Source organism: Sphingomonas glacialis (assembly GCF_006439055.1).
In the GTDB taxonomy this organism is placed as follows: Bacteria; Pseudomonadota; Alphaproteobacteria; order Sphingomonadales; family Sphingomonadaceae; genus Sphingomonas; species Sphingomonas glacialis_A.
The window spans coordinates 676,640-696,605 of the sequence record NZ_RCZC01000002.1 but is presented as its reverse complement, the minus strand read 5'-3'; the positions used below and the strand labels follow the sequence as shown (position 1 = coordinate 696,605).

Here is a 19,966-nt window from a genome sequence, read left to right as displayed (position 1 = left end):
GTGGATCCGGCGGACGACACCGTCCTCTACCGCATGGCGCGGGCCGAAAGCCTGAGCATCGTCCATCTCGACAGTTTCGCCGCGGTGTATCACCGCGCGTCTGGCATCACCCACCTTATCACCGCGCCAGCGCCCGAGATTCTCGCGACTTTGGGCGAGGCGGGGATGACGCGCGTCGCGCTGCTCGAGCGGCTCGCGCGCGACTATGCGCTGGGCGATGCCGATGCCGAGGTGCTGCGCGAGCGGCTCGACGAACTCGTCGCGACCGGCTTGGTGTCGCGGGCATGAAGCATGTCTTTAGTGTCGCGATCGGGCCGGTTGGGTTCCGGATCGGCTCGGACTGGCGCGCGCCGATCGCGCAGCTCGAGACGCTGTATGGCGCCTATCCCAAGCCCGCCGGCGACGTTCCCGATTTTACCGTGCGGTTGTTTGCCGCGCGGCCGTGGCGGCGCGTGCTGCGTCCGTCGGTGATGATCGGCGGCGATTTCGTGCTGCCCGAAGCGGCGCCGCTTCCGCTCGCGCAGGGGCTGCTCGCCGCCGAGATGGGGATGAACCTGCAGATGGCGCTCGGGCAGCGCCGCTATCTGCTGCTCCACGCCTCGGTGGTCGAGCGCGATGGTGAGGCGCTGGTGATGACGGGTGTGTCGGGCGCGGGCAAATCGACACTCGCGGCGTTGCTGTCGCTGCGTGGATGGCGGCTGATGGGCGATGAATTTGCATTGCTCGATCCCGAAACGGGACAGCTCTATGCCTTTCCGCGCCTCGTCAGCCTCAAGAATGCGAGCATCGCGACCGTCGCGGCGGAGGCGGCAGAGGATCGCTTCGGCCCGCTGCTGGAGGGAACCCCTAAGGGCACGATCCGGCATTTCGTCCCCGATGCGCAGGCGATCACGACGATGACGCAGCCGGCGTGCCCGGCGCTGATCCTGTTTCCGAGCTTCGGCTTCGAACCCGCCGCACGCGATGTGTCGCCGAGCGAGGTGTTCGTGCGGCTGACCCAGGCCTCGACCAATTATGTCGCGCTTGGCGAGCGAGGCTTCGACGCATTGACGCGTCTCGTGACCTCGGTCCCGGCGCGGGCGATCGATTATCCCGATACCGCCAGCGCGATCGCGCAAGTGGAGGCGGCGTGGGCCGCGCGTTGATGTTCCGCGCGCCCGACGGCCGGCTGCTGGCGCGTGCGCTGCGCCTGCCCGAAAGCACGCTCGAGCTGGACGCCGAAGGCTGGACCGCCTTGCTCGCGATCGCGCGCGCCGAGCAGATGCTCGGGACGCTGGCGTGGCGGCTTGGCGAGGTGGCGGTCCCGCCCGCGGTCGGGCGGATCCTCGGCGATGCGGCGCGCTCGGCCGAGCAGGGCCGCGTCGTCGCTTTGTGGGAGGCCGAGGCCGCGCGGCGCGCGCTGGCGCCGCTCGGCGAGCGGATTGTCCTGCTCAAGGGCACCGCGTTCGTCGCTGCCGATTTGCGGGCAGGGCAGGGGCGGTCGATCGGCGATCTCGACATCCTGGTGCCGCGCGCAGCGCTGGATAGGGTCGAGGCGGCGCTGCTCGACGCGGGATGGGAGTGGGTCAAGCCCGACCCGTATGACGACGCTTACTACCGGCAGTGGATGCACGAGCTCCCCCCGCTGATCCACCGCGACCGCGACCGGATGATCGACGTCCATCACACGATCCTCCCGCTCACCGCGCGGATCACCCCGAATGCGGCGGCGCTGCTCGCCGATGCGGTCGAGGTCGCGCCGGGGCTGTGGGCGCTGTCGCCCGAGGACATGGTTGTCCATGCCGCCGCGCATCTGTTCGCCGATGGCGATCTGGCGGGCGGGATCCGCAACCTGTGGGATATCGATCAGCTTTGCCGCCAGTTCGCGGTGACGCAGCCCGACTTTTATGTGAGTCTCTACGAGCGCGCCTCGGAGGAGGGCTTGTCCGCTCAGGTCCAGCGCGCGCTGCGGCTGTGCTGGCAGCTCTATGATACGCCCGCTGTCGGTTACACCTCGCCGATCAGGATCGATCTGAACAAGCGCTGGTCCGACCGCCTTTACCTTCGCCGCGTCACAGCGCGCGATGGATGGGGGCGGGCGACACGCCCGGTAACGCGGATGGCGTTCTACATCCGCTCGCACTGGCTGCGGATGCCGCCCGCGATGCTCGCGCGGCATTTGTGGACCAAGTGGCGCAAGGGCGGCGCCGGGCCCGCCTCAGGCTGAGAGGCGCTCGAGCGTCGGCAGGAGCTGATCGAACGAATCGATGATAGCGTCGGCGCCCATCTGCTCGATCGGCTCGAGCAAAAAGCCGAAGCTGACCGCGATGCCGGGGATCTCGGCGTTCTTCGCCGCCATGATGTCGTAGATCGAGTCGCCGACGAACGCGGCTTTCCCGCCGCCGCAGCGCCGGATCATCTCGTCGATCGGCGCGCGGTTGGGCTTGGACAGGCCGGGCCCCATCGTGTCGCCGCCGATGATGCAGGCGAAGCGCTCGGTCAGCCCGAGATCGGCGAGCAAGGTGAGCGCGAGGCTCTCGAATTTGTTGGTGACGACGGCGCTCTTGATGCCGCGCGCGTCGAGCTGGTCGAGGGCCTCGATTACGCCCGGGAAGGGGCGTGTGTGGACCGAAATGTGCGCGGCATAATAGGCCAGCATCCGCTTGTAGATCGGACGAAATTCCTCAGGCGTGCAGCCGCCGGTCGCCTCGAGCCCTTGTGCCAGCATATGCTTCGCGCCGCCGCCGACCATCGTCCTGACCTGCGCGACGGTGAGCGTAGGGCGCCCGGCCGAGGCGAGTGCATCGTTGACCGCGGCGGTGAGATCGCCGCTGCTGTCGACCAAGGTGCCGTCGAGGTCGAACCCCACGATCTTGAATGAATTCGTCGTCATGCGCTCCCGCCTGGCAGGGTTGGTATGGAAAAGGCAAGTCCGGCGTGGCAGGGCTGACGCCATGGATAGCCTCTCTCGCCCCCCCATCGCCGCCATCATCCTTGCTGCCGGCAAGGGCACCCGGATGAAATCGAACCTGCACAAGGTGCTCCACCCGATCGCCGGGCGACCGATGCTGCTGCACCTGGCGGCAAGCGTCGCCGCGCTCGCTCCGGTGCGGACCGTCGTCGTGACGGGCGCGGGGCGCGAGCAGGTCGAGGCGGCGGTCTCGCCGCTCGGGATCGCGACCGCACTGCAGGCCGAACAGCTCGGCACCGGGCACGCTGTGGCGCAGGCCGAGGCGGCGCTCTCCGGGTTCGTCGGCGATGTGCTGATCCTTTATGGCGATGTCCCGCTCGTCTCCTCGCAGACGATGCAGGCGATGCTCGACCGGCTGAACGCGGAAGACGCGCCGGTGGCGGTCGTGCTCGGCTTCCGCCCCGCCGATGCCGGTGCCTATGGCCGGATCATCGCCGAGGACGGCGTGATCGCCAAGATGGTCGAATATAAGGACGCGACCCCCGCCGAGCGCGCGGTCGATCTGTGCAATTCTGGGCTGATGGCGGTCCGCAGCGCCGATCTGTTCGCGTTGCTTGCGCACGTCGGCAACGACAATGCCGCGGGCGAATATTACCTGCCCGACATCGTCATGCTCGCAGCCGCCGACGGCCGCCGCTCGGCGGTGATCGAGACCGGCGCGACCGAAGTCGCGGGCGTCAACAGCCGTGGCGAACTCGCCGTGGTCGAGGCATCGTGGCAGGCGCAGCGCCGCGCGCAGGCGATGACCGACGGCGCAACGCTGATCGCCCCCGAAACCGTCTGGTTCGCGCACGACACGGCGATCGGCCGCGACGTCGTGATCGAGCCCAACGTCGTCTTCGGCCCCGGCGTGACCGTCGGTGACGGCGCGGTGCTCCACGCCTTCAGCCATATCGAGGGCGCCAAGATCGGCGCCAAGGCCGAAGTCGGCCCGTTCGCCCGCCTGCGCCCCGGCGCGGTGATGGGCGAGAAGTCGAAGATCGGCAATTTCGTCGAGATGAAGAAGGCCGTGCTCGGCGCCGGCGCCAAGGCGAGCCATCTGACCTATCTCGGCGATGCCGAGATCGGCGCGGGGGCGAACATCGGCGCGGGGACGATCACCTGCAATTACGACGGCTTCTTCAAGGCCAAGACGATCATCGGCGAAGGCGCTTTCATCGGATCGAACTCGGCGCTGGTCGCGCCGGTGACGATCGGCGCGGGCGCGATTGTCGGTGCGGGATCGGTGATCACCGCCGATGTCGAGGCCGATGCATTGGCGCTCGGCCGCGGCAAGCAGGAGGCGCGCGCCGGCTGGGCCAAGCGCTTCCGCGACGCGATGAAGGCGAAGAAGGCCAAGGCTTGACGTGATATACCTGCGTGATATCATTTTCGGATGGCGCGGATTCTTGCTGATCTTCCCGATGATGACATCCGGTGGCTCGATGCGCGCGCTGCTGAACAAGGGAAGTCGCGCGCGTCGGTTTTGCGCGAGGCGGTGTCCGCCTATCGTGCGGAGGCGCCCAAGGATTGGCTCGAGGCGGGTTTCGGGGCCTGGAAGGATCGTGTCGATATCGGCGATTCGGTCGAGTGGCAGCGCCGCGAACGCGCATCCTCGACCCGTCCGTGGGACGATGATTATGAGGACACGAAAGCGGAATTCCCCGATCTGTTCGATGCGGAGGACGATCGGCAGCGGCAGATCTATCTCGATATGCTCGTGGGTAAATATCCCGAGCCCAAATATTCTCCAAACCGGTGAGCAGCTACACCTTCGACTCGAACATCATCATTGATGCGCTCGCCGGGTTCGAACCCGCGCTCATCGAGATCCGACGCGCCGCGAGCGATGGATCGCGCGCCTGGATCAGCCGAATGGTCTGGATCGAAGTCTTGTCGAAGGGCGCGGGAAACCGCCTGAAAAATGCGGAATTGTTCATGGCGGGCTTCGGGATCGACGATATCGACCAAGCGATCGCAACACGCGCGGCGGCGTTGCGGCGAGAGCGCCCGCGGTTCAAATCCCCTGATGCGATCATCCTCGCGTCAGCCCAAGTTCACGGCCGCGTGCTAGTGACCCGCAACACCAAGGATTTTCCGGCGAACATGCCGGGGGTCCGTGTACCCTATTACCTCTAATTCGGACGACATTCCATGTGTGGCATCGTTGGCATCCTGAGCACCCAAGACGTCGCGGACCGTCTGCTCGACGGTTTGAAGCGGCTCGAATATCGCGGTTATGATTCGGCCGGCATCGCCACCGATTTCGACGGCGCGATCGAGCGGCGGCGTGCTTCGGGCAAGCTCGTCAACCTCGCCAACGAACTCGCCGCGCATCCGCTGCCCGGCAAGACCGGCATCGCGCACACGCGCTGGGCGACGCATGGCGGCCCGACCACCAACAACGCCCACCCGCATGCGACCGGCGAGGTCGCGGTCGTCCACAACGGCATCATCGAGAATTTCAAGCCACTGCGCGACGAACTCATTGCCCGCGGCCGCACCTTCACCAGCGAGACCGACACCGAGGTCGTCGCGCATCTCATCAGCGAGAAGGTCGAAGCCGGGCTCGCGCCAGAGGATGCCGTACGCGAGGTCCTGCCGCGCCTGCACGGCGCGTTCGCGCTCGCGATCCTGTTCCGCCAGCATCCCGACCTGCTGATCGGCGCACGGCTCGGTTCGCCGCTCGTCGTCGGTTATGGCGAGGGCGAGATGTATCTCGGCTCCGACGCGCTCGCGCTCGCGCCGCTGACGCAGCGCATCGCCTATCTCGACGAAGGCGACTGGGTCGTCCTTACCCGCGAGGGCGCGCAGGTCTATGACCGCGCCAATACGCCGGTCGAACGCGCGATCACGATCTCGGGCGTCACCGGCGACCTCGTGTCGAAGGGCAACCACAAGCATTACATGCTCAAGGAGATCTACGAGCAGCCGATCGTCGTCGCGCAGACGCTGCGCTCGTACCTGCAGCGGATGGAGGAGCGCGTCACGCTGCCGATCCCCGAGTTCGACCTCTCGACGATCAAGCGTGTCACGATCGTCGCGTGCGGGACGAGCTTCTACGCCGGCATGGTCGCCAAATATTGGTTCGAGCAGTTCGCGCGCGTGCCGGTCGACCTCGATGTCGCGTCCGAATTCCGCTACCGCGCGCCGGTGATGGAGGAGGGTGGGCTCGCGCTCTTCATCAGCCAATCGGGCGAGACCGCCGACACGCTCGCCGCGCTCCGCCATGCGCGCTCGGAGGGGCAGATCATCGCGGTCGTCGTCAACGTGCCGACCAGCTCGATGGCGCGCGAAGCCGATCTTCTGCTGCCGACGCATGCTGGCCCCGAGATCGGCGTCGCCTCGACCAAGGCGTTCACCTGTCAGCTCGCCGTGCTCGCGGCACTCGCCGCCAACCTCGCGCGCGCCAAGGGCAAGCTCTCCGCCGCCGAGGAGAAGATGATCGTCAAGCATCTCGCCGAAGCCCCCGCCGCGCTCAACGGCGCGCTCGCCTATGACGAGGCGATCGAGGCGATGGCGCACCACATCGCGGGCGCGCGCGACGTGCTCTATCTCGGCCGCGGGACCGACTATCCGCTCGCGCTCGAAGGCGCACTCAAACTCAAGGAAATCAGCTACATCCACGCCGAAGGCTATGCCGCGGGCGAGATGAAGCACGGCCCGATCGCGTTGATCGACGAGAACGTCCCGGTCATCGTCATCGCCCCCTCGGGCCCGCTGTTCGACAAGACCGTCAGCAACATGCAGGAGGTCCAGGCGCGCGGCGGCAAGGTCGTGCTTATCTCGGATTATGACGGCATCCAGGCGGCGGGCGACGGCTGTATGGCGACGATCACCATGCCCAAGGTCCACCCGCTGATCGCGCCGCTCGTCTATGCGGTGCCGGTGCAGCTGCTGGCCTACCATGTCGCGGTGATCAAGGGCACCGATGTCGACCAGCCGCGCAACCTCGCAAAGTCGGTGACGGTCGAGTGAGCGCACCGCTGATCGCGGGCGTCGAGCTCGGCGGGACCAAGGTCATCTGCGTCCTCGCGAGCGGACCCAACGACGTCCGCGACCGCGTCCAGATCCCGACCACCACGCCCGACGAGACGCTCGGCGCGGTCGAGGACGTGCTGCGGCGCTGGTCGGGCTATGATGCGCTCGGCATCGCCAGCTTCGGCCCGGTGTCGCTCGACCGCAGCGCCGCGACCTACGGCTTCATCACCTCGACGCCCAAGCCCGGCTGGTCCGACACCGATGTCGCGATGCGGTTGGCGACGGTCGCAGGCGTGCCGCTCGGCTTCGACAGCGACGTCAACGGCGCGGCGCTCGGCGAGGGGCGCTGGGGTGCGGCGCATGATGTCGCGGATCATGCCTATATGACCGTCGGCACCGGCGTCGGCGTCGGGCTGGTGCTCGGCGGGGCACCGGTCTCGGGGATGACGCATGCCGAGCTCGGCCATGTCCGCCCGGTCCGAATGGCGGGTGACGGCTGGGCCGGGAGTTGCCCGTTCCATGGCGATTGCGTCGAAGGCCTCGTCTCGGGGCCGGCGATCCGCGCCCGCACCGGGACCGCAGCGCAGGATCTGGCGGCGCGCGATCCGGTATGGGAGACCGTCGCACACACCCTCGCGCAGCTTTGCCACACGCTCGTGCTGACCGGCATTCCGCGACGGATCGTGATGGGCGGCGGCGTGGTGGTCGGCGTGCCGCACCTGCTGCCCGAGATTCGCACCCGGCTGGTCGCGAGTCTCGGCGGCTATGTCGCGGCCCCGGCTCTGCTGCCGATCGACGATTTCGTCGTGCCCGCCGGGCTCGGGGGGATGGCGGGGCCGCTCGGTGCGGTGCAGCTCGGGGTCCTGGCACTCGAACGCGGCTGAGTTTCAGATCGTCGTTTACGACGCATTAACCGCCTTGGCATACGAGTTCGCAACGGGCTTAAATGCCAAATATCTTACGGGCGGGTGGCTATGCGAATTCTGATCGTCGACGACGAACCGGCCATGCACGACAGCTATCGGCGCAGCTTCGCACCGGCGGCGGGGGATACCGGCGCGCTCGAGGCGATGGCGGCCGAACTGTTCGGCGACGACTCGGCCGATGCGACACCCGACGACGCGATCGACTTCGCGCTGACGCATGCGATGCAGGGGCTCGACGGCGTCGCGGCGGTCGAGGCCGCGCTGGCGTCCGACGAGCCCTATGCCGTCGCCTTCATCGACGTGCGCATGCCCCCCGGCATCGACGGCAAGGAAACCGCGACGCGGATCCGCAAGCTCGATCCCAATATCAACCTCGTCATCGTCACCGGCTATTCCGATTTTTCGCCGATCGAGATCGCCAAGGCGGCCGGCCCCGCCGACAAGATCTTCTACATCGCCAAGCCGTTCGAAGTCGCCGAAGTCACGCAGATGGCGACCGCGCTCGCGCATCGCTGGCGTGGCGACCGCGAACTCGCGGAAGCACGCGAGACGCTCGCCGCGCAGGTCGTCCAGCTGCAGGAACAGGGTCATGAGCTCGCCGCGAACGAAAGCCGCGCGATCCACATGGCGAACCACGATTCGCTGACCGAGGCACCCAACCGGCTCGCCTTCCGCCGCGCGCTGACCGATCGCGCGCAGCTTTCGGGGCAGTTCGCGGTGGCGATGGTCGATCTCGATCGCTTCAAGCTGGTCAACGACACGCTCGGCCATCTCGCCGGCGACGAACTGATCCGCACGATCTGCGACATCCTGCAGACCTCGATCCCGGCGGGCGGCCTCGTCGCGCGGCTCGGGGGCGACGAGTTCGGGTTGCTGTTCGACACGCCCGGCGCCGAAGCCGCCGAAATGGAATGCCAGCGCATCCTCAAGGCCTGCACGGGCACCTTCAAGGTGCTCGGCAATTCTGTCCAGGGCGGCGCGTCGTTCGGCCTGATCGTCACCGAGCCCGGCGAGACGCGCGACCCGACCGACCTGATGCGTCGCGCCGATCTCGCGCTCAACGACGCCAAGCGCGAGGGCCGCGGTGTCGTGCGCCTGTTCGACGAAGGCATGGACGAGAATATCCGCCTGCGCCGCGCGATCGAGGGCGGCCTGTCGCAGGCGATCGCCAAGGGCGAACTGAGCCTGGTCTATCAACCGATCGTCGCGCGCGAGGAACTCGAAGTCATCGGTTTCGAGGCGCTGCTGCGCTGGAACACCAATGATCACGGGCCGATCAGCCCGGCGGTGTTCATCCCGATCGCCGAGGAAACCAACCTCATCCACGAACTCGGCGACTGGGTGCTCGGCGAATCGCTCAAGGTGCTCGCCGAATGGCCGAGCCAGTACGTCTCGGTCAATTTCTCGCCGCGCCAGTTCCGCCGCCATAATTTCGTCGCGCGGCTGGTCGAGACGGTGCAGCGCGCCGGGATCGACCCGCGCCGCGTCCAGATCGAGATCACCGAGACCGCGATCTTCGACGATGCCGATCGCGCCGCCGACACGCTCTACAAATTGCGCCAGATGGGCTTCCGCATCGCGCTCGACGATTTCGGCACGGGCTATTCGAGCCTCTACAACATTCGCAAGTTCGCGCTCGATTGCCTCAAGATCGACCGCAGCTTCATCGACGGCATGGGCCGCGAGCGCGAATCGGCGGCGATCGTCCATTCAATCATCCATCTCGGCCATGCGCTCGGGCTCGGCGTGATCGCCGAAGGGGTTGAGACCGAGGCGCAGCTGCAGGCGCTGCGCGTCGCCGGCTGCAGCCACATGCAGGGCTATTTCTTCTCGCGGCCAGTGACGCAGGACGTCGCGTGCGAGATCGCGCAGGCGCGCTACATGCTCGATCCCGCGGCAGCCGACGCCGTCGAACCGGGTAACGGGACGCACGGCTGATGCGCCGGCCCTCGCGCACCGCGCGCGGCCGGATCGAGGCGCTGCGCGAGCCGAGCTCGCTCGGCGCCAAGCTCGTCGTGATCCTGATGGGGATCGGGCTGATCGGCTCGGTCGCGCTGACCGCGTTGCTTGCCGCGCTGATCGTGCCGAGCTTCAACCAGCTCGAGGACAAGTCGGTCGCCGCGCATGTCGAGCGGACGCGCGCCGCGCTCGGGGATTTCGCCGCCAAGGTCGAAGGCGCGGTGCGCGACTATGGCGACTGGACCGCCAGCTACGATTATATGGCGCACCCCACGCCCGAGTTCGAGAAGGAGAGCTTCTCGACGCTCGCGATGGTCAATCTCAACGTCGACGGCATGGCCTATGTCGGCAAGGACGGTCGGATTGTCATCGCGCGCTGGCGGGATCCGCCGGGGCGCACCGAGTTCGTGGCCTCTCTTGGCCAGACCGATTTCAAGCGCGTGCTCGGGCGGCAAAGCTCGGGGCATTATTATCTGCGGCTCGGCAACGAGCTCGTCGCGGTCGGTGTCGCCGAAGTGCGGCGCAGCGACGGTACGGGGGATCCGCGCGGCTATGTGCTGATGGCGCGGCGAATCACCTCGAAGACGCTGTCGGATGTGCTGCAGCTTCCCGCGGCGATCGATTTCACCAACCGTCCCGATACCGATGCGATCGTCTCGGCACGCTCGACGATGCGGATCGCGGTTCCGATCCGCGGCGCCGACGGCCATGCCGTCGCCAGCGCCGCGTTCAGCGTGACGCGCGATCTCTCGCTGCTTGGCCAACGCATGCTGCTGTTGGCGGTCGCCGGATCGACGCTGTTGCTGCTGATTGTGCTCGCGATGCTGCGTCGGATGATCTCGATGCTCGTGCTGCGCCCGCTGGCACGCGTCGAAAGCCATATGCAGATGGTGCGCACGTCGGGCTCGCTGGGGCTGTTGCCCGACGAACCGCGCAAGGATGAAATCGGATCATTGCGCAGCAGTTTCAACGCGATGCTCGAGCAATTGAAGGATCTGCGCGAACAGCTCGAGGTGCAGAGCTTCGCGCTCGGCAAGAGCGAGAGTGCAGTCGCGGTGATGCACAATGTCCGCAACGCGCTCAACCCGATCAGCACGATCCTCAGCAAGGGAATCGCGCAGGCCCCGCCGATCGATCGCACGGTGCTCGACCGCGCGATCGCAGAACTCGGCAAGGACGATTTGCCCGCGGCGCGGCAGGCCAAGCTGCTCGCCTTCGTGGCGGCGGCGGTCGAGGCCGAAGCGCAGGACCGCGCCGACCGCCAGCGCGAATTGCAGATCGGCCGCGAGGCGATGAGCCATGTGCTCGAGATCATCGGCGAGCAGCAAAGTGCGGCGCACGAGCGGCCCGAGGTCGCGCCTTGCGACGTGACCGAGATCCTCGCCAAGAATGCGACGATCGCGCGCTATTCGGGCAGCGTGTCGATCGCGTTCAGCTTCCCGGCGCACCCGTGCCATGTGCTGGCGAGCCGGATCATCCTGAGCCAGGTGATCGGCAACCTCTTCTCGAATGCCGCCGATGCCATCGCCGCGACGGGCACGGCGAGCGGATCGATCACCGTCTCGATCACCGAGACCGAGGGCAGCGCGGTGATCGCGATCCGCGACGATGGCGAGGGCTTCGCCGCCGAGCACGCGCCGACGCTGTTCCAGCGCGGCTTTTCGACGCGCAAGCACAAATCGGGCGGCCTGGGGCTGCACTGGTGCGCCAATTCGATGGCGGCGATGCACGGATCGCTGCGGCTCGAAAGCGAAGGCGTGGGGAAGGGGGCCTATGCCCTGCTGACACTCGCGCTCGCGCCCAAGGCCGAGCAGACGCTGGCGGCTTAGCCCGTTTCTCTTACGGCGCCGGCGCGGGCGCTCCCGCGGCGATCGTCGGCGCGTCGAAGGCGATCCGCTGATTGTTAGCGAAGGTGAAGGTCAGCGTGACGGCGCGACCCGGCTTGATCCCCGGATTCATGTCGAACAGCATCAGATGCTTGCCGCCCGGCGCGAACACCACGGTCGAACCCGAGCGGATCGGCACGTCGCCCACCGGCTTCATCGCCGACAGGCCGCCCGATTGCATCGATTCGTGGAGCTCGTTCTTGACCGAGACCTCGCTGCTCACCGCGATCAGCGCGGTGTCGGCGGTGCCGCCATGAATCGTGAAATAGGCCACTGCCGGTCGGCTCGGCACCGCGGCGAGCCGGATATAGGCCTTGTCGACCGAAAGCTTGGGCGGGCCATCGCTGCACGCGCCCAGCGCAAGCGCCGCAACCAGAACCCAAGACCTGCGCATACGAAACTCACCTGCTTCGGGAACAACTTGTGACGCTGTACGTGCGGAGCAATCTTGCGACAAGCGAAAGCCCCCCTATATCGCCGGAGTGAAGTGTCGCGTTGCTTATCCTAAGGGCGCGGCTGAATGGCAATTTTTTGACAGACGGGGGCCCCAGAGGACCAATGGCAAAAGTAATCGGAATCGATCTCGGCACGACCAACAGCTGCGTCTCGGTGATGGAGGGCGGCAAGCCCAAGGTGATCGAGAATGCCGAAGGCGCGCGTACCACGCCGTCGATCGTCGCGTTCGCCAAGGATGGCGAGCGACTGGTCGGCCAGCCGGCAAAGCGCCAGGCCGTGACCAACCCTGAGAACACGATCTTCGCGGTGAAGCGTCTGATCGGCCGTCGTTTCGACGATCCGATCACCAAGAAGGACACCGAGCTGGTCCCGTACCACATCGTGCGCGGCAACAATGGCGACGCCTGGGTCGGCGCCGGCGGCAAGGAATATTCGCCTTCGCAGATCTCGGCGTTCACGCTGCAGAAGATGAAGGAAACCGCCGAGGCCTATCTCGGCGAGACGGTCACGCAGGCGGTCATTACCGTTCCGGCCTACTTCAACGACGCGCAGCGTCAGGCGACCAAGGACGCCGGGCAGATCGCCGGCCTCGAGGTGCTTCGCATCATCAACGAGCCGACCGCTGCTGCTCTGGCGTACGGCCTCGACAAGGACACCAACAAGACGATCGCGGTCTATGACCTCGGCGGCGGCACCTTCGACATCTCGATCCTCGAGATCGGCGACGGCGTGTTCGAAGTGAAGGCGACCAACGGCGACACCTTCCTCGGCGGCGAAGATTTCGACAACAAGCTGCTCAACTTCCTGTCGGACGACTTCAAGAAGGCCGAGGGCATCGACCTCACCAAGGATAAGCTGGCGCTCCAGCGTCTGAAGGAAGCGGCCGAAAAGGCGAAGATCGAGCTCTCGTCGGCTGCCACGACCGAAGTCAACCTGCCGTTCATCACGGCCGACGCAACCGGTCCGAAGCATCTGGTCAAGGCGATCTCGCGCGCCGATCTCGAGCGTCTGGTCGAGGATCTCATCCAGCGCACGCTCGAGCCGTGCAAGAAGGCGATGAAGGACGCCGGCGTCCAGGCGAGCGAGATCAGCGAAGTCGTCCTCGTCGGCGGCATGACGCGCATGCCCAAGGTCCGCCAGGTCGTGAAGGACTTCTTCGGCAAGGAGCCGCATTCGGGCGTCAACCCCGATGAGGTCGTCGCGATGGGTGCAGCGATCCAGGCCGGCGTGTTGCAGGGCGACGTGAAGGACGTGCTGCTGCTCGACGTGACCCCGCTGTCGCTAGGCATCGAGACGCTGGGTGGCGTGTTCACCCGCATGATCGATCGCAACACGACGATCCCGACCAAGAAGTCGCAGACCTATTCGACCGCGGACGACAACCAGCAGGCTGTCACCATCCGCGTCTTCCAGGGCGAGCGCGAAATGGCGGCGGACAACAAGATGCTCGGCCAGTTCGATCTGGTCGGCATTCCGTCGGCACCGCGTGGCGTGCCGCAGATCGAGGTCACCTTCGACATCGACGCAAACGGCCTGGTCAACGTGTCGGCCAAGGACAAGGGCACCGGCAAGGAGCAGCAGATCCGCATCCAGGCCTCGGGTGGCCTGTCGGATCGCGACATCGAGCAGATGGTGCGCGATGCCGAGCAGTTTGCCGAGGACGACAAGCAGCGCCGTGCAGCGGCCGAGGCGAAGAACAACGCCGAATCGCTGATCCACACGACCGAGCGTCAGCTTGCCGACAATGCCGACAAGGTCGACGCGTCGCTCAAGGGCGAGATCGAAGCGGCGATCGCCGAGACCAAGACCGCGGTCGAAGGTGGCGATCCCGAGGCGATGAAGACCAAGTCGGAGGCGCTCGCGCAGGTCGCGATGAAGCTCGGCCAGGCGATCTACGAGAAGCAGGCGCAGGCCGATGCCTCGCCCACCGCCGAAGCCGATGCGCCCAAGGAAGACGTGGTCGACGCGGAATTCTCCGAAGTCGACGACCACAAGGCGTAAGCTAAAGTCTCCCTCTCCCCGCTGGCGGGGAGAGGGTCGGGGAGAGGGGCCGTGCCGTGCTGAAAAGCGCATCGCGGCCTCCTCATCATTCCCCTCTCCCAAACCTCTCCCGCTTCGGGACGGGGCCTAGAGGCGCAAGATGAGCACCGAAGTCGATTTCTACGAATTGCTGGAATGCGAGCGCACTGCCGACGATGGCACGCTCAAATCCTCCTATCGCCGCCTCGCGATGCGCTATCACCCTGACAAGAATCCGGGCTGCGGCGAGTCCGAGGAGCGCTTCAAGGCGATCAGCGAGGCCTATGACTGCCTCAAGGATCCGCAGAAGCGCGCGGCGTACGATCGCTACGGCCATGCCGCGTTCAAGCAGCAGGGCGGCGGCGGTGGCGGCGCGCAGGATTTCAGCGGCTTCTCCGACATTTTCGAGAACATCTTCGGCGAATTCATGGGCGGCCAGCGCGGTGGCTCGCGCGGACCGCAGCGCGGCGCCGATCTGCGCTACGACATGGAAATCACGCTCGAGGAAGCGTTCCACGGCAAGGCGAGCGACATCACGATCGACGTGTCGGGCGTCTGCGAGGTGTGCGACGGCTCGGGCGCGACCAAGGGCACCGCGGCCAAGACCTGCCAGATGTGCAAGGGCCACGGCAAGGTCCGCGCGCAGCAGGGCTTCTTCGTGGTCGAGCGGACCTGCCCGACCTGCCACGGCGCCGGCCAGACGATCGCCGATCCCTGCGGCAATTGCCATGGCGAGGGCCGCGTCGAAAAGACCAAGACGCGCACCGTCAACATTCCGCCCGGCGTTGACGAGGGCACGCGCGTTCGTCTGACCGGCGAGGGCGAGGCGGGCCTGCGCGGGGCGCCGGCGGGCGATCTCTACATTTTCCTCCACGTGGCGCGGCATCCGCTGTTCGAGCGCGATGGCACGACGCTGTTCGCGCGTACGCCGATCAGCTTCACCACCGCCGCGCTTGGCGGCGAAGTCCATATCGCGGGGCCCGACGGCGTCGATCACCAGATCAAGATCCCGGCGGGCACGCAGAGTGGGCGCGAGCTTCGCCAGCGCGGCGCGGGGATGCCGGTGCTGCAGGGGCGCGGTCGTGGCGATCTCGTCATCCAGATCGAGGTCGAGACGCCGACCAGCCTCACGTCCCGCCAGCGCGAACTCCTCGAGGAATTCCGCGCGACCGAAACGGGCAAGGAATGCCCGCAGACAAGCGGCTTCTTCAAGAAGATGAAGAGCGCCTGGGGCTAAGCCTCCACGTCGACCCGGCGAAGGCCGGGGCCGCTAGGGTGTAAAGTGCGCGGCTGGCCGTTTGCCCGGCACTCGAGCGGCCCCGGCCTCCGCCGGGGCGACGAAGGCGCGTGCACATGCAACCGACGTCCGCGGACATGGCTGGACGCTAAGTCACGCGATGCGCGACGACGTGCAGCCCCGTCGGCGAATGCGTCGATACCTTGAGGCTGACCTCGGGTGCGGGGTCCGTGGGCGTGAAGCTCAAGCCGCGTACCAGCCCGGAGACGATCGTCGTGATCTCTGCCGTCGCGAACCCCGCGGCGATGCACAGCCGCGGGCCAGCACCGAACGGCAGATAGGCGCCGCGATTGTAAGTTCGCCCGGCTTGAAAGCGGCCAGGGTCGAAAATGTCGGGCCGCTCCCACAGCTGCCGATGGCGATGGATGGCGTAAACCGGGATGATCACCGCTTGTCCCCGGCGGATCCGGTGCCCCAGGAGCTCGGTATCGCGCGTTGCGGCGCGGACGAGCAGGGGGCCCGGCGGGTAGAGCCGCAGCGCCTCCTGCACCACAGCGCGGGCGACCGGCCTGCTCGTTTCGTCCTGCGCATTTGCCGCCTCGGCCCGGACCGCCGCTTGCCATTCGGGATGCAGCGCCAGCAGGTACAGGGCCCATGCCGCGCCGAGTGCGCTCGTTTCGAACCCTGCGATCATGAAGCCGAAGATGTTGTCGGCCAGCGGCCCGCTATCGCGCAGCAAGGCGGCAAGCTGATGGTCCTCTGTCGCGCCGCGCCCCGCAATGTCGCGGGCGATGTGGCGCAGCCGCATCTCGGCGCTACTGCGTCCGGTTCGGCGCAGGCGATCCAGCCAGACGGCGGGGATGGGGGCGATTTCGAGCAGACCAAAGCGCGCGACGTCGCGCATTACCTCCGGGATGTCGGCCGCGATGGCGTCGGTATCGAAGCTCCGGACACCCGACAGCAACGTCTCCAGCACGATCCTCGCGACGATCTTGCCGATCACCGGTTGCAGGTCGACGCTGTCCCCGCACGGCCATCGCTCGGCGGCACTGCTGACGGCGGCGGCCATGATGGGGGTAGCGGCGTCGATCGCCTTGGGTCTGAAGGCCGGCGCCGCGGCGCGGCGCTGCGCGGCCCAGGATTCGCCTTCGGCCGCGGCGAGCCCCGTGCCCCAGGCTCGTCGCATCAGCGTCTGCAACGGGCGGTTGCGACCGAACGTCTCGCCGGTGTCGAGCAGGACCTGGCGGACGGCGTCGGGCTCGGCGATCACGATCGGGGAGCGCGGTCCGGGCAAGGCATAGGACCAGTCGTCGAAGATGCTGGCCGGGATGACCCGTGCGGGGTCGGAGATCGCGTAGCGGAGCATCGCCATGACGGATGGCGCTCCGGACGGGGATTCGAAGATCGGCACATGGGTCGGCGCGGCGATGCAGGCTTCCATAACGTCCTCGCGGCTTGGGATGACGCCGGAATACGCAACTGGGCAACGCTATACGCTAAACCCCCACAGCCCTGGCCGCCCCGTCATAAGAAGGGGCGGGTGGGCCGATGGGTCAGAGGATGAGAACCTCGACCACCAGCGCGACGCCCGCAACGGCAAAAAGGCCGCCGGCAAGGCTTTGAAGGATGCGCATGGTAGGTGTCTCCGATACCGGGCTTGTCCCGGCGAGGAGGCATGTGGAGATTGTTGCTTATGCGCGCAATTTTATTACGCGCATTCGCAGGTGCAGCATTTGCACGTTGAGTTGTGCAAATTTGTCGATCAGCTGTTGCCGAACACGCGCGCGAAGATCGTGTCGACGTGTTTCAGGTGATAGCCGAGGTCGAACTTGTCCTCGATCTCCGCGACCGACAACGCCGCGGTGACTTCCGGATCGGCCTTGAGCAGCTCCATCAGCGACAGCGCGCCGTCCGAATCCCACACCTTCATCGCGTTGCGCTGGACGAGGCGATACGAATCCTCGCGGCTCACGCCCGCCTGGGTGAGCGCGAGCAGGACGCGCTGCGAATGGACGAGGCCGCCCATCTTGCTGAGGTTCTTCTCCATCCGCGCGGGATAGACGACGAGCTTGTCCATCACGCCGGTCAGCCGCTGCAGCGCGAAGTCGAGCGTGATCGTCGCGTCGGGGCCGATGTACCGCTCGACCGAGGAGTGCGAGATGTCGCGCTCGTGCCACAAAGCGACATTCTCGAGTGCAGGGGTGACATAGCCGCGCACCATGCGGGCGAGGCCGGTGAGGTTCTCGGTCAGCACCGGGTTGCGCTTGTGCGGCATTGCCGACGAGCCCTTCTGGCCGGGCGAGAAGAATTCCTCCGCCTCGAGCACTTCGGTGCGCTGCAGATGGCGCACTTCGGTCGCGAGCCGCTCGATCGACGAGGCGATCACGCCGAGCGTTGCGAAGAACATCGCATGGCGATCGCGCGGGATGACCTGGGTCGAGACGGGCTCGACGGTCAGGCCTAGCTTCTCGGCGACATGCGCTTCGACCACCGGATCGATATTGGCGAACGTTCCGACCGCGCCCGAGATCGCGCAGGTCGCGACATCCTCGCGCGCCGCCACCAGCCGCGCGCGGTTGCGGGCGAATTCGGCATGCGCCTGCGCCATCTTGAGCCCGAAGGTGACCGGCTCGGCATGGATGCCGTGGCTGCGGCCGATCGTCGGCGTCATCTTGTGCTCGCGGGCGCGGCGCTCGAGCACGACGAGCAATGCGTCGATGTCGGCGATCAGCAGGTCGCTCGCCTGCGCCAGCTGCACCGCGAGCGCGGTGTCGAGCACGTCCGAGCTGGTCATCCCCTGGTGCATGAAGCGCGCCTGGTCGCCGACATTGTCCGCCACCCAGGTGAGGAAGGCGATCACGTCATGCTTGGTCACCGCCTCGATCGCGTCGATCGCGGCGACGTCGATCGCCGGGTTGGTGTTCCACCACGCCCACAGCGCTGCGGCGGCTTCCTTCGGCACGACGCCGAGCTCGGCGAGCGCGTCGGTCGCGTGCGCTTCGATCTCGAACCAGATGCGGAAGCGATTCTCCGGCGTCCAGATCGCGGTCATGTCGGGGCGGGAATAGCGGGGGACCATGGGAATTCCTCGAAAAGCTGAGATCGGGCGAGCACGGAATCGCCGCGATCGACGATGAGGCGCGCGTTAGCAGGGACCAGCCGCCCCTTCAAACGGACACGCGTGGAGCGTCGCGCGGTTCGGTGCGTTGGGGAAACGACGCGATCGATTCGTATAGGAGAAACCGATGGTGAAATTTGCCCTGCTCGCGAGCGCGATCGCGCTCGCCAGCCCCGCTTTGGCGCAGGACGCACCACCCGCCACCTCGCCCGCACCGCAATCCGCGCCGACGACGGTCGATCGGGCCGGGCCGGTGGCGGCGCCGGAGAGCAATGCCGCGCGCGATGCCGCGATCCCGGCATCGATCGTCGCGCCCGAGGCCGAGGCTGCCGCCAAGCCTGCAGCTGCCGGCACGCCAGCGGCCGACATCATCAACGCCGAGTTCGGGAGCTATGACAAGGATGGCGACGGCGTTCTGAATGTGGCCGAATTCGATGCCTGGATGGTCGCGCTCAAGAAGGCGAGCGACCCGACGACCGATGCGGCCTCGCCGGCAATGAAGACCTATCTCGCCGAAGCCTTCGCGCAGGCCGATGCCGATAAGAGCAAGACGGTGACCAAGGCCGAATTGACGGCGTTCCTCTCGCAGCAGGGCTGACCGCGCCCGCATTGTCGGCGCGAGAAGGCTAGAGCAGCCCCATCGCCCGCAAGCTCGAATGCCCGTTCGCGCCGATGATGATATGGTCGTGCAGCGCGATGTTGAGTCGCCGGCCCGCCTCGGCGACCTTGCGCGTGATGTCGATGTCGGCGCGGCTCGGGCTCGGGTCGCCGCTCGGATGGTTGTGGACCAGGATGATCGCCGCCGAGCCGAGATCGATGGCGCGCCGGATCACCTCGCGGACATAGACCGCGGCTTCGTCGATCGACCCGTCGCTCATCACCTCGTCGCGGATCAGCATGTTGCGCGTGTTGAGATGGAGCACGCGCACCCGCTCGGTGCCGCGATGCGCCATGTCGGCATGGAGATAGTCGATCAGCGCCTGCCAGCTCGCCAGCACCGGCTGCGCCTTCGCCTCGACCTGAAGCAGGCGCAGCGCCGCGGCCTGGACGATCTTGATCGCCGCCGCGCTGGTCTCGCCCATGCCGGGGATTCGCATCAGCGCGGCGGCGTCGGCGCTGAACAGCCCGCCCAATCCGCCGAATTCGGCCAGCAGCGCCTTGGCGAGCGGCTTGGTGTCGCGGCGCGGGATCGCCAGCGTCAGCAGATATTCGACGAGTTCATAATCGAGCAGCCCGTCGCCGCCTTGCTCGATAAGCCGCTGACGAAGCCGCGCGCGGTGTCCGGCGTGATCGGGGAGGGGCGCGCTCATCACAGTACGGGATAATCCCCGTATCGCCCGCGCGCAACGGCGCAGCACGGCCGCTTTGGCCACAAGAGTTGACACTCTCAAGACAGCTTCCTAAACGGCCCGTGAAGCGGGGGCTTGCTTCCAATTCCCCGCCGTTCATCGTCGC

Annotated in this window: 18 protein-coding genes; 13 read left to right on the top strand and 5 right to left on the bottom strand. The window is 66.9% G+C overall.

Annotated elements, in window-relative coordinates; all coding sequences use genetic code 11:
• Genes EAH76_RS07120 through EAH76_RS07110 form a run of 3 tightly spaced genes read left to right on the top strand, consistent with a single transcriptional unit; the run spans position 1 to position 2,206 of the window.
• Positions 1–288: an HPr-rel-A system PqqD family peptide chaperone gene (locus EAH76_RS07120; protein ID WP_241659595.1), complete on the top strand. Its 288-nt coding sequence runs from the start codon at positions 1–3 to the stop codon at positions 286–288.
• The gene (locus EAH76_RS07115) at positions 285–1,145 is read left to right on the top strand and encodes an HprK-related kinase A (RefSeq protein WP_140849507.1); all 861 of its coding nucleotides are present in this window, start codon (positions 285–287) and stop codon (positions 1,143–1,145) included. Before EAH76_RS07120 ends, EAH76_RS07115 begins: the two co-directional genes overlap by 4 nt.
• The gene (locus EAH76_RS07110; protein ID WP_140850408.1) at positions 1,145–2,206 is read left to right on the top strand and encodes a nucleotidyltransferase domain-containing protein; all 1,062 of its coding nucleotides are present in this window, start codon (positions 1,145–1,147) and stop codon (positions 2,204–2,206) included. Before EAH76_RS07115 ends, EAH76_RS07110 begins: the two co-directional genes overlap by 1 nt.
• On the opposite strand, the gene EAH76_RS07105 is transcribed toward EAH76_RS07110, so the two are convergent.
• Positions 2,198–2,872, bottom strand: a complete 675-nt coding sequence (locus EAH76_RS07105; RefSeq protein ID WP_140849505.1) for an HAD-IA family hydrolase — start codon at positions 2,870–2,872, stop codon at positions 2,198–2,200. The two genes, EAH76_RS07110 and EAH76_RS07105, sit on opposite strands and share 9 nt — an antisense overlap.
• Positions 2,873–2,933: 61 nt before the next feature.
• Here EAH76_RS07105 and glmU point away from each other — a divergent pair, with 61 nt between their 5' ends.
• The 7 genes from glmU to EAH76_RS07070 all read left to right on the top strand — a co-directional run bounded on the left by glmU (position 2,934) and on the right by EAH76_RS07070 (position 11,624).
• Entirely contained in the window at positions 2,934–4,295 is a 1,362-nt protein-coding gene (gene glmU / locus EAH76_RS07100) for a bifunctional UDP-N-acetylglucosamine diphosphorylase/glucosamine-1-phosphate N-acetyltransferase GlmU (protein ID WP_140849503.1), read from the top strand.
• A 30-nt stretch (positions 4,296–4,325) separates the two neighbouring features.
• The gene (locus EAH76_RS07095) at positions 4,326–4,691 is read left to right on the top strand and encodes a ribbon-helix-helix protein, CopG family (RefSeq protein WP_140849501.1); all 366 of its coding nucleotides are present in this window, start codon (positions 4,326–4,328) and stop codon (positions 4,689–4,691) included.
• A complete protein-coding gene (locus EAH76_RS07090; protein ID WP_140849500.1) occupies positions 4,688–5,068 on the top strand; it encodes a type II toxin-antitoxin system VapC family toxin in 381 nt (126 codons plus the stop codon). The genes EAH76_RS07095 and EAH76_RS07090 overlap by 4 nt, the downstream gene beginning before the upstream one ends.
• Positions 5,069–5,083: 15 nt before the next feature.
• Positions 5,084–6,907: a glutamine--fructose-6-phosphate transaminase (isomerizing) gene (glmS, locus tag EAH76_RS07085; RefSeq protein ID WP_140849498.1), complete on the top strand. Its 1,824-nt coding sequence runs from the start codon at positions 5,084–5,086 to the stop codon at positions 6,905–6,907.
• A complete protein-coding gene (locus EAH76_RS07080; protein WP_140849496.1) occupies positions 6,904–7,794 on the top strand; it encodes an ROK family protein in 891 nt (296 codons plus the stop codon). Before glmS ends, EAH76_RS07080 begins: the two co-directional genes overlap by 4 nt.
• Before the next feature lie 90 nt (positions 7,795–7,884).
• Positions 7,885–9,774, top strand: a complete 1,890-nt coding sequence (locus EAH76_RS07075) for a putative bifunctional diguanylate cyclase/phosphodiesterase (protein WP_140849494.1) — start codon at positions 7,885–7,887, stop codon at positions 9,772–9,774.
• Positions 9,774–11,624, top strand: coding sequence for a CHASE4 domain-containing protein (locus EAH76_RS07070; RefSeq protein WP_140849492.1), 1,851 nt, complete (start codon positions 9,774–9,776; stop codon positions 11,622–11,624). Before EAH76_RS07075 ends, EAH76_RS07070 begins: the two co-directional genes overlap by 1 nt.
• Positions 11,625–11,634: 10 nt before the next feature.
• Here EAH76_RS07070 and EAH76_RS07065 read toward each other — a convergent pair whose 3' ends face one another.
• Positions 11,635–12,075, bottom strand: coding sequence for a copper chaperone PCu(A)C (locus EAH76_RS07065; RefSeq protein ID WP_140849490.1), 441 nt, complete (start codon positions 12,073–12,075; stop codon positions 11,635–11,637).
• A 164-nt stretch (positions 12,076–12,239) separates the two neighbouring features.
• On the opposite strand from EAH76_RS07065, the gene dnaK reads away from it, so the two are divergent.
• Together dnaK and dnaJ are read left to right on the top strand one after the other, a co-directional pair.
• On the top strand, positions 12,240–14,138 hold the full coding sequence (dnaK, locus tag EAH76_RS07060; RefSeq protein WP_140849488.1) for a molecular chaperone DnaK: 1,899 nt from the start codon (positions 12,240–12,242) through the stop codon (positions 14,136–14,138).
• A gap of 139 nt (positions 14,139–14,277) precedes the next feature.
• Positions 14,278–15,393: a molecular chaperone DnaJ gene (gene dnaJ / locus EAH76_RS07055; protein ID WP_140849486.1), complete on the top strand. Its 1,116-nt coding sequence runs from the start codon at positions 14,278–14,280 to the stop codon at positions 15,391–15,393.
• 148 nt (positions 15,394–15,541) lie between these two features.
• On the opposite strand, the gene EAH76_RS07050 is transcribed toward dnaJ, so the two are convergent.
• A complete protein-coding gene (locus EAH76_RS07050; protein WP_140849484.1) occupies positions 15,542–16,834 on the bottom strand; it encodes a cytochrome P450 in 1,293 nt (430 codons plus the stop codon).
• Positions 16,835–17,155: 321 nt separating this feature from the next.
• Complete coding sequence (gene purB / locus EAH76_RS07045; RefSeq protein ID WP_140849482.1) at positions 17,156–18,472, bottom strand: adenylosuccinate lyase; 1,317 nt, start codon at positions 18,470–18,472, stop codon at positions 17,156–17,158.
• Positions 18,473–18,638: 166 nt separating this feature from the next.
• Here purB and EAH76_RS07040 point away from each other — a divergent pair, with 166 nt between their 5' ends.
• The gene (locus tag EAH76_RS07040; RefSeq protein WP_140849480.1) at positions 18,639–19,109 is read left to right on the top strand and encodes an EF-hand domain-containing protein; all 471 of its coding nucleotides are present in this window, start codon (positions 18,639–18,641) and stop codon (positions 19,107–19,109) included.
• 28 nt (positions 19,110–19,137) lie between these two features.
• Here EAH76_RS07040 and radC read toward each other — a convergent pair whose 3' ends face one another.
• Positions 19,138–19,821: a RadC family protein gene (gene radC / locus EAH76_RS07035; protein WP_140849478.1), complete on the bottom strand. Its 684-nt coding sequence runs from the start codon at positions 19,819–19,821 to the stop codon at positions 19,138–19,140.
• Positions 19,822–19,966: the final 145 nt, after the last annotated feature.

What these genes read in the sequence shown, in the direction of transcription:
- EAH76_RS07050 (WP_140849484.1), bottom strand. Translation starts at nt 16,834, where the DNA reads ATGGAAGCCTGCATCGCCGCGCCGACCCATGTGCCGATCTTCGAATCC.
- EAH76_RS07110 (WP_140850408.1), top strand. Translation starts at nt 1,145, where the DNA reads ATGTTCCGCGCGCCCGACGGCCGGCTGCTGGCGCGTGCGCTGCGCCTG.
- EAH76_RS07040 (WP_140849480.1), top strand. Translation starts at nt 18,639, where the DNA reads ATGGTGAAATTTGCCCTGCTCGCGAGCGCGATCGCGCTCGCCAGCCCC.
- EAH76_RS07070 (WP_140849492.1), top strand. Translation starts at nt 9,774, where the DNA reads ATGCGCCGGCCCTCGCGCACCGCGCGCGGCCGGATCGAGGCGCTGCGC.
- EAH76_RS07105 (WP_140849505.1), bottom strand. Translation starts at nt 2,872, where the DNA reads ATGACGACGAATTCATTCAAGATCGTGGGGTTCGACCTCGACGGCACC.
- dnaJ (WP_140849486.1), top strand. Translation starts at nt 14,278, where the DNA reads ATGAGCACCGAAGTCGATTTCTACGAATTGCTGGAATGCGAGCGCACT.
- EAH76_RS07095 (WP_140849501.1), top strand. Translation starts at nt 4,326, where the DNA reads ATGGCGCGGATTCTTGCTGATCTTCCCGATGATGACATCCGGTGGCTC.
- purB (WP_140849482.1), bottom strand. Translation starts at nt 18,472, where the DNA reads ATGGTCCCCCGCTATTCCCGCCCCGACATGACCGCGATCTGGACGCCG.
- dnaK (WP_140849488.1), top strand. Translation starts at nt 12,240, where the DNA reads ATGGCAAAAGTAATCGGAATCGATCTCGGCACGACCAACAGCTGCGTC.
- EAH76_RS07065 (WP_140849490.1), bottom strand. Translation starts at nt 12,075, where the DNA reads ATGCGCAGGTCTTGGGTTCTGGTTGCGGCGCTTGCGCTGGGCGCGTGC.
- EAH76_RS07115 (WP_140849507.1), top strand. Translation starts at nt 285, where the DNA reads ATGAAGCATGTCTTTAGTGTCGCGATCGGGCCGGTTGGGTTCCGGATC.
- glmS (WP_140849498.1), top strand. Translation starts at nt 5,084, where the DNA reads ATGTGTGGCATCGTTGGCATCCTGAGCACCCAAGACGTCGCGGACCGT.
- EAH76_RS07075 (WP_140849494.1), top strand. Translation starts at nt 7,885, where the DNA reads ATGCGAATTCTGATCGTCGACGACGAACCGGCCATGCACGACAGCTAT.
- radC (WP_140849478.1), bottom strand. Translation starts at nt 19,821, where the DNA reads ATGAGCGCGCCCCTCCCCGATCACGCCGGACACCGCGCGCGGCTTCGT.
- glmU (WP_140849503.1), top strand. Translation starts at nt 2,934, where the DNA reads ATGGATAGCCTCTCTCGCCCCCCCATCGCCGCCATCATCCTTGCTGCC.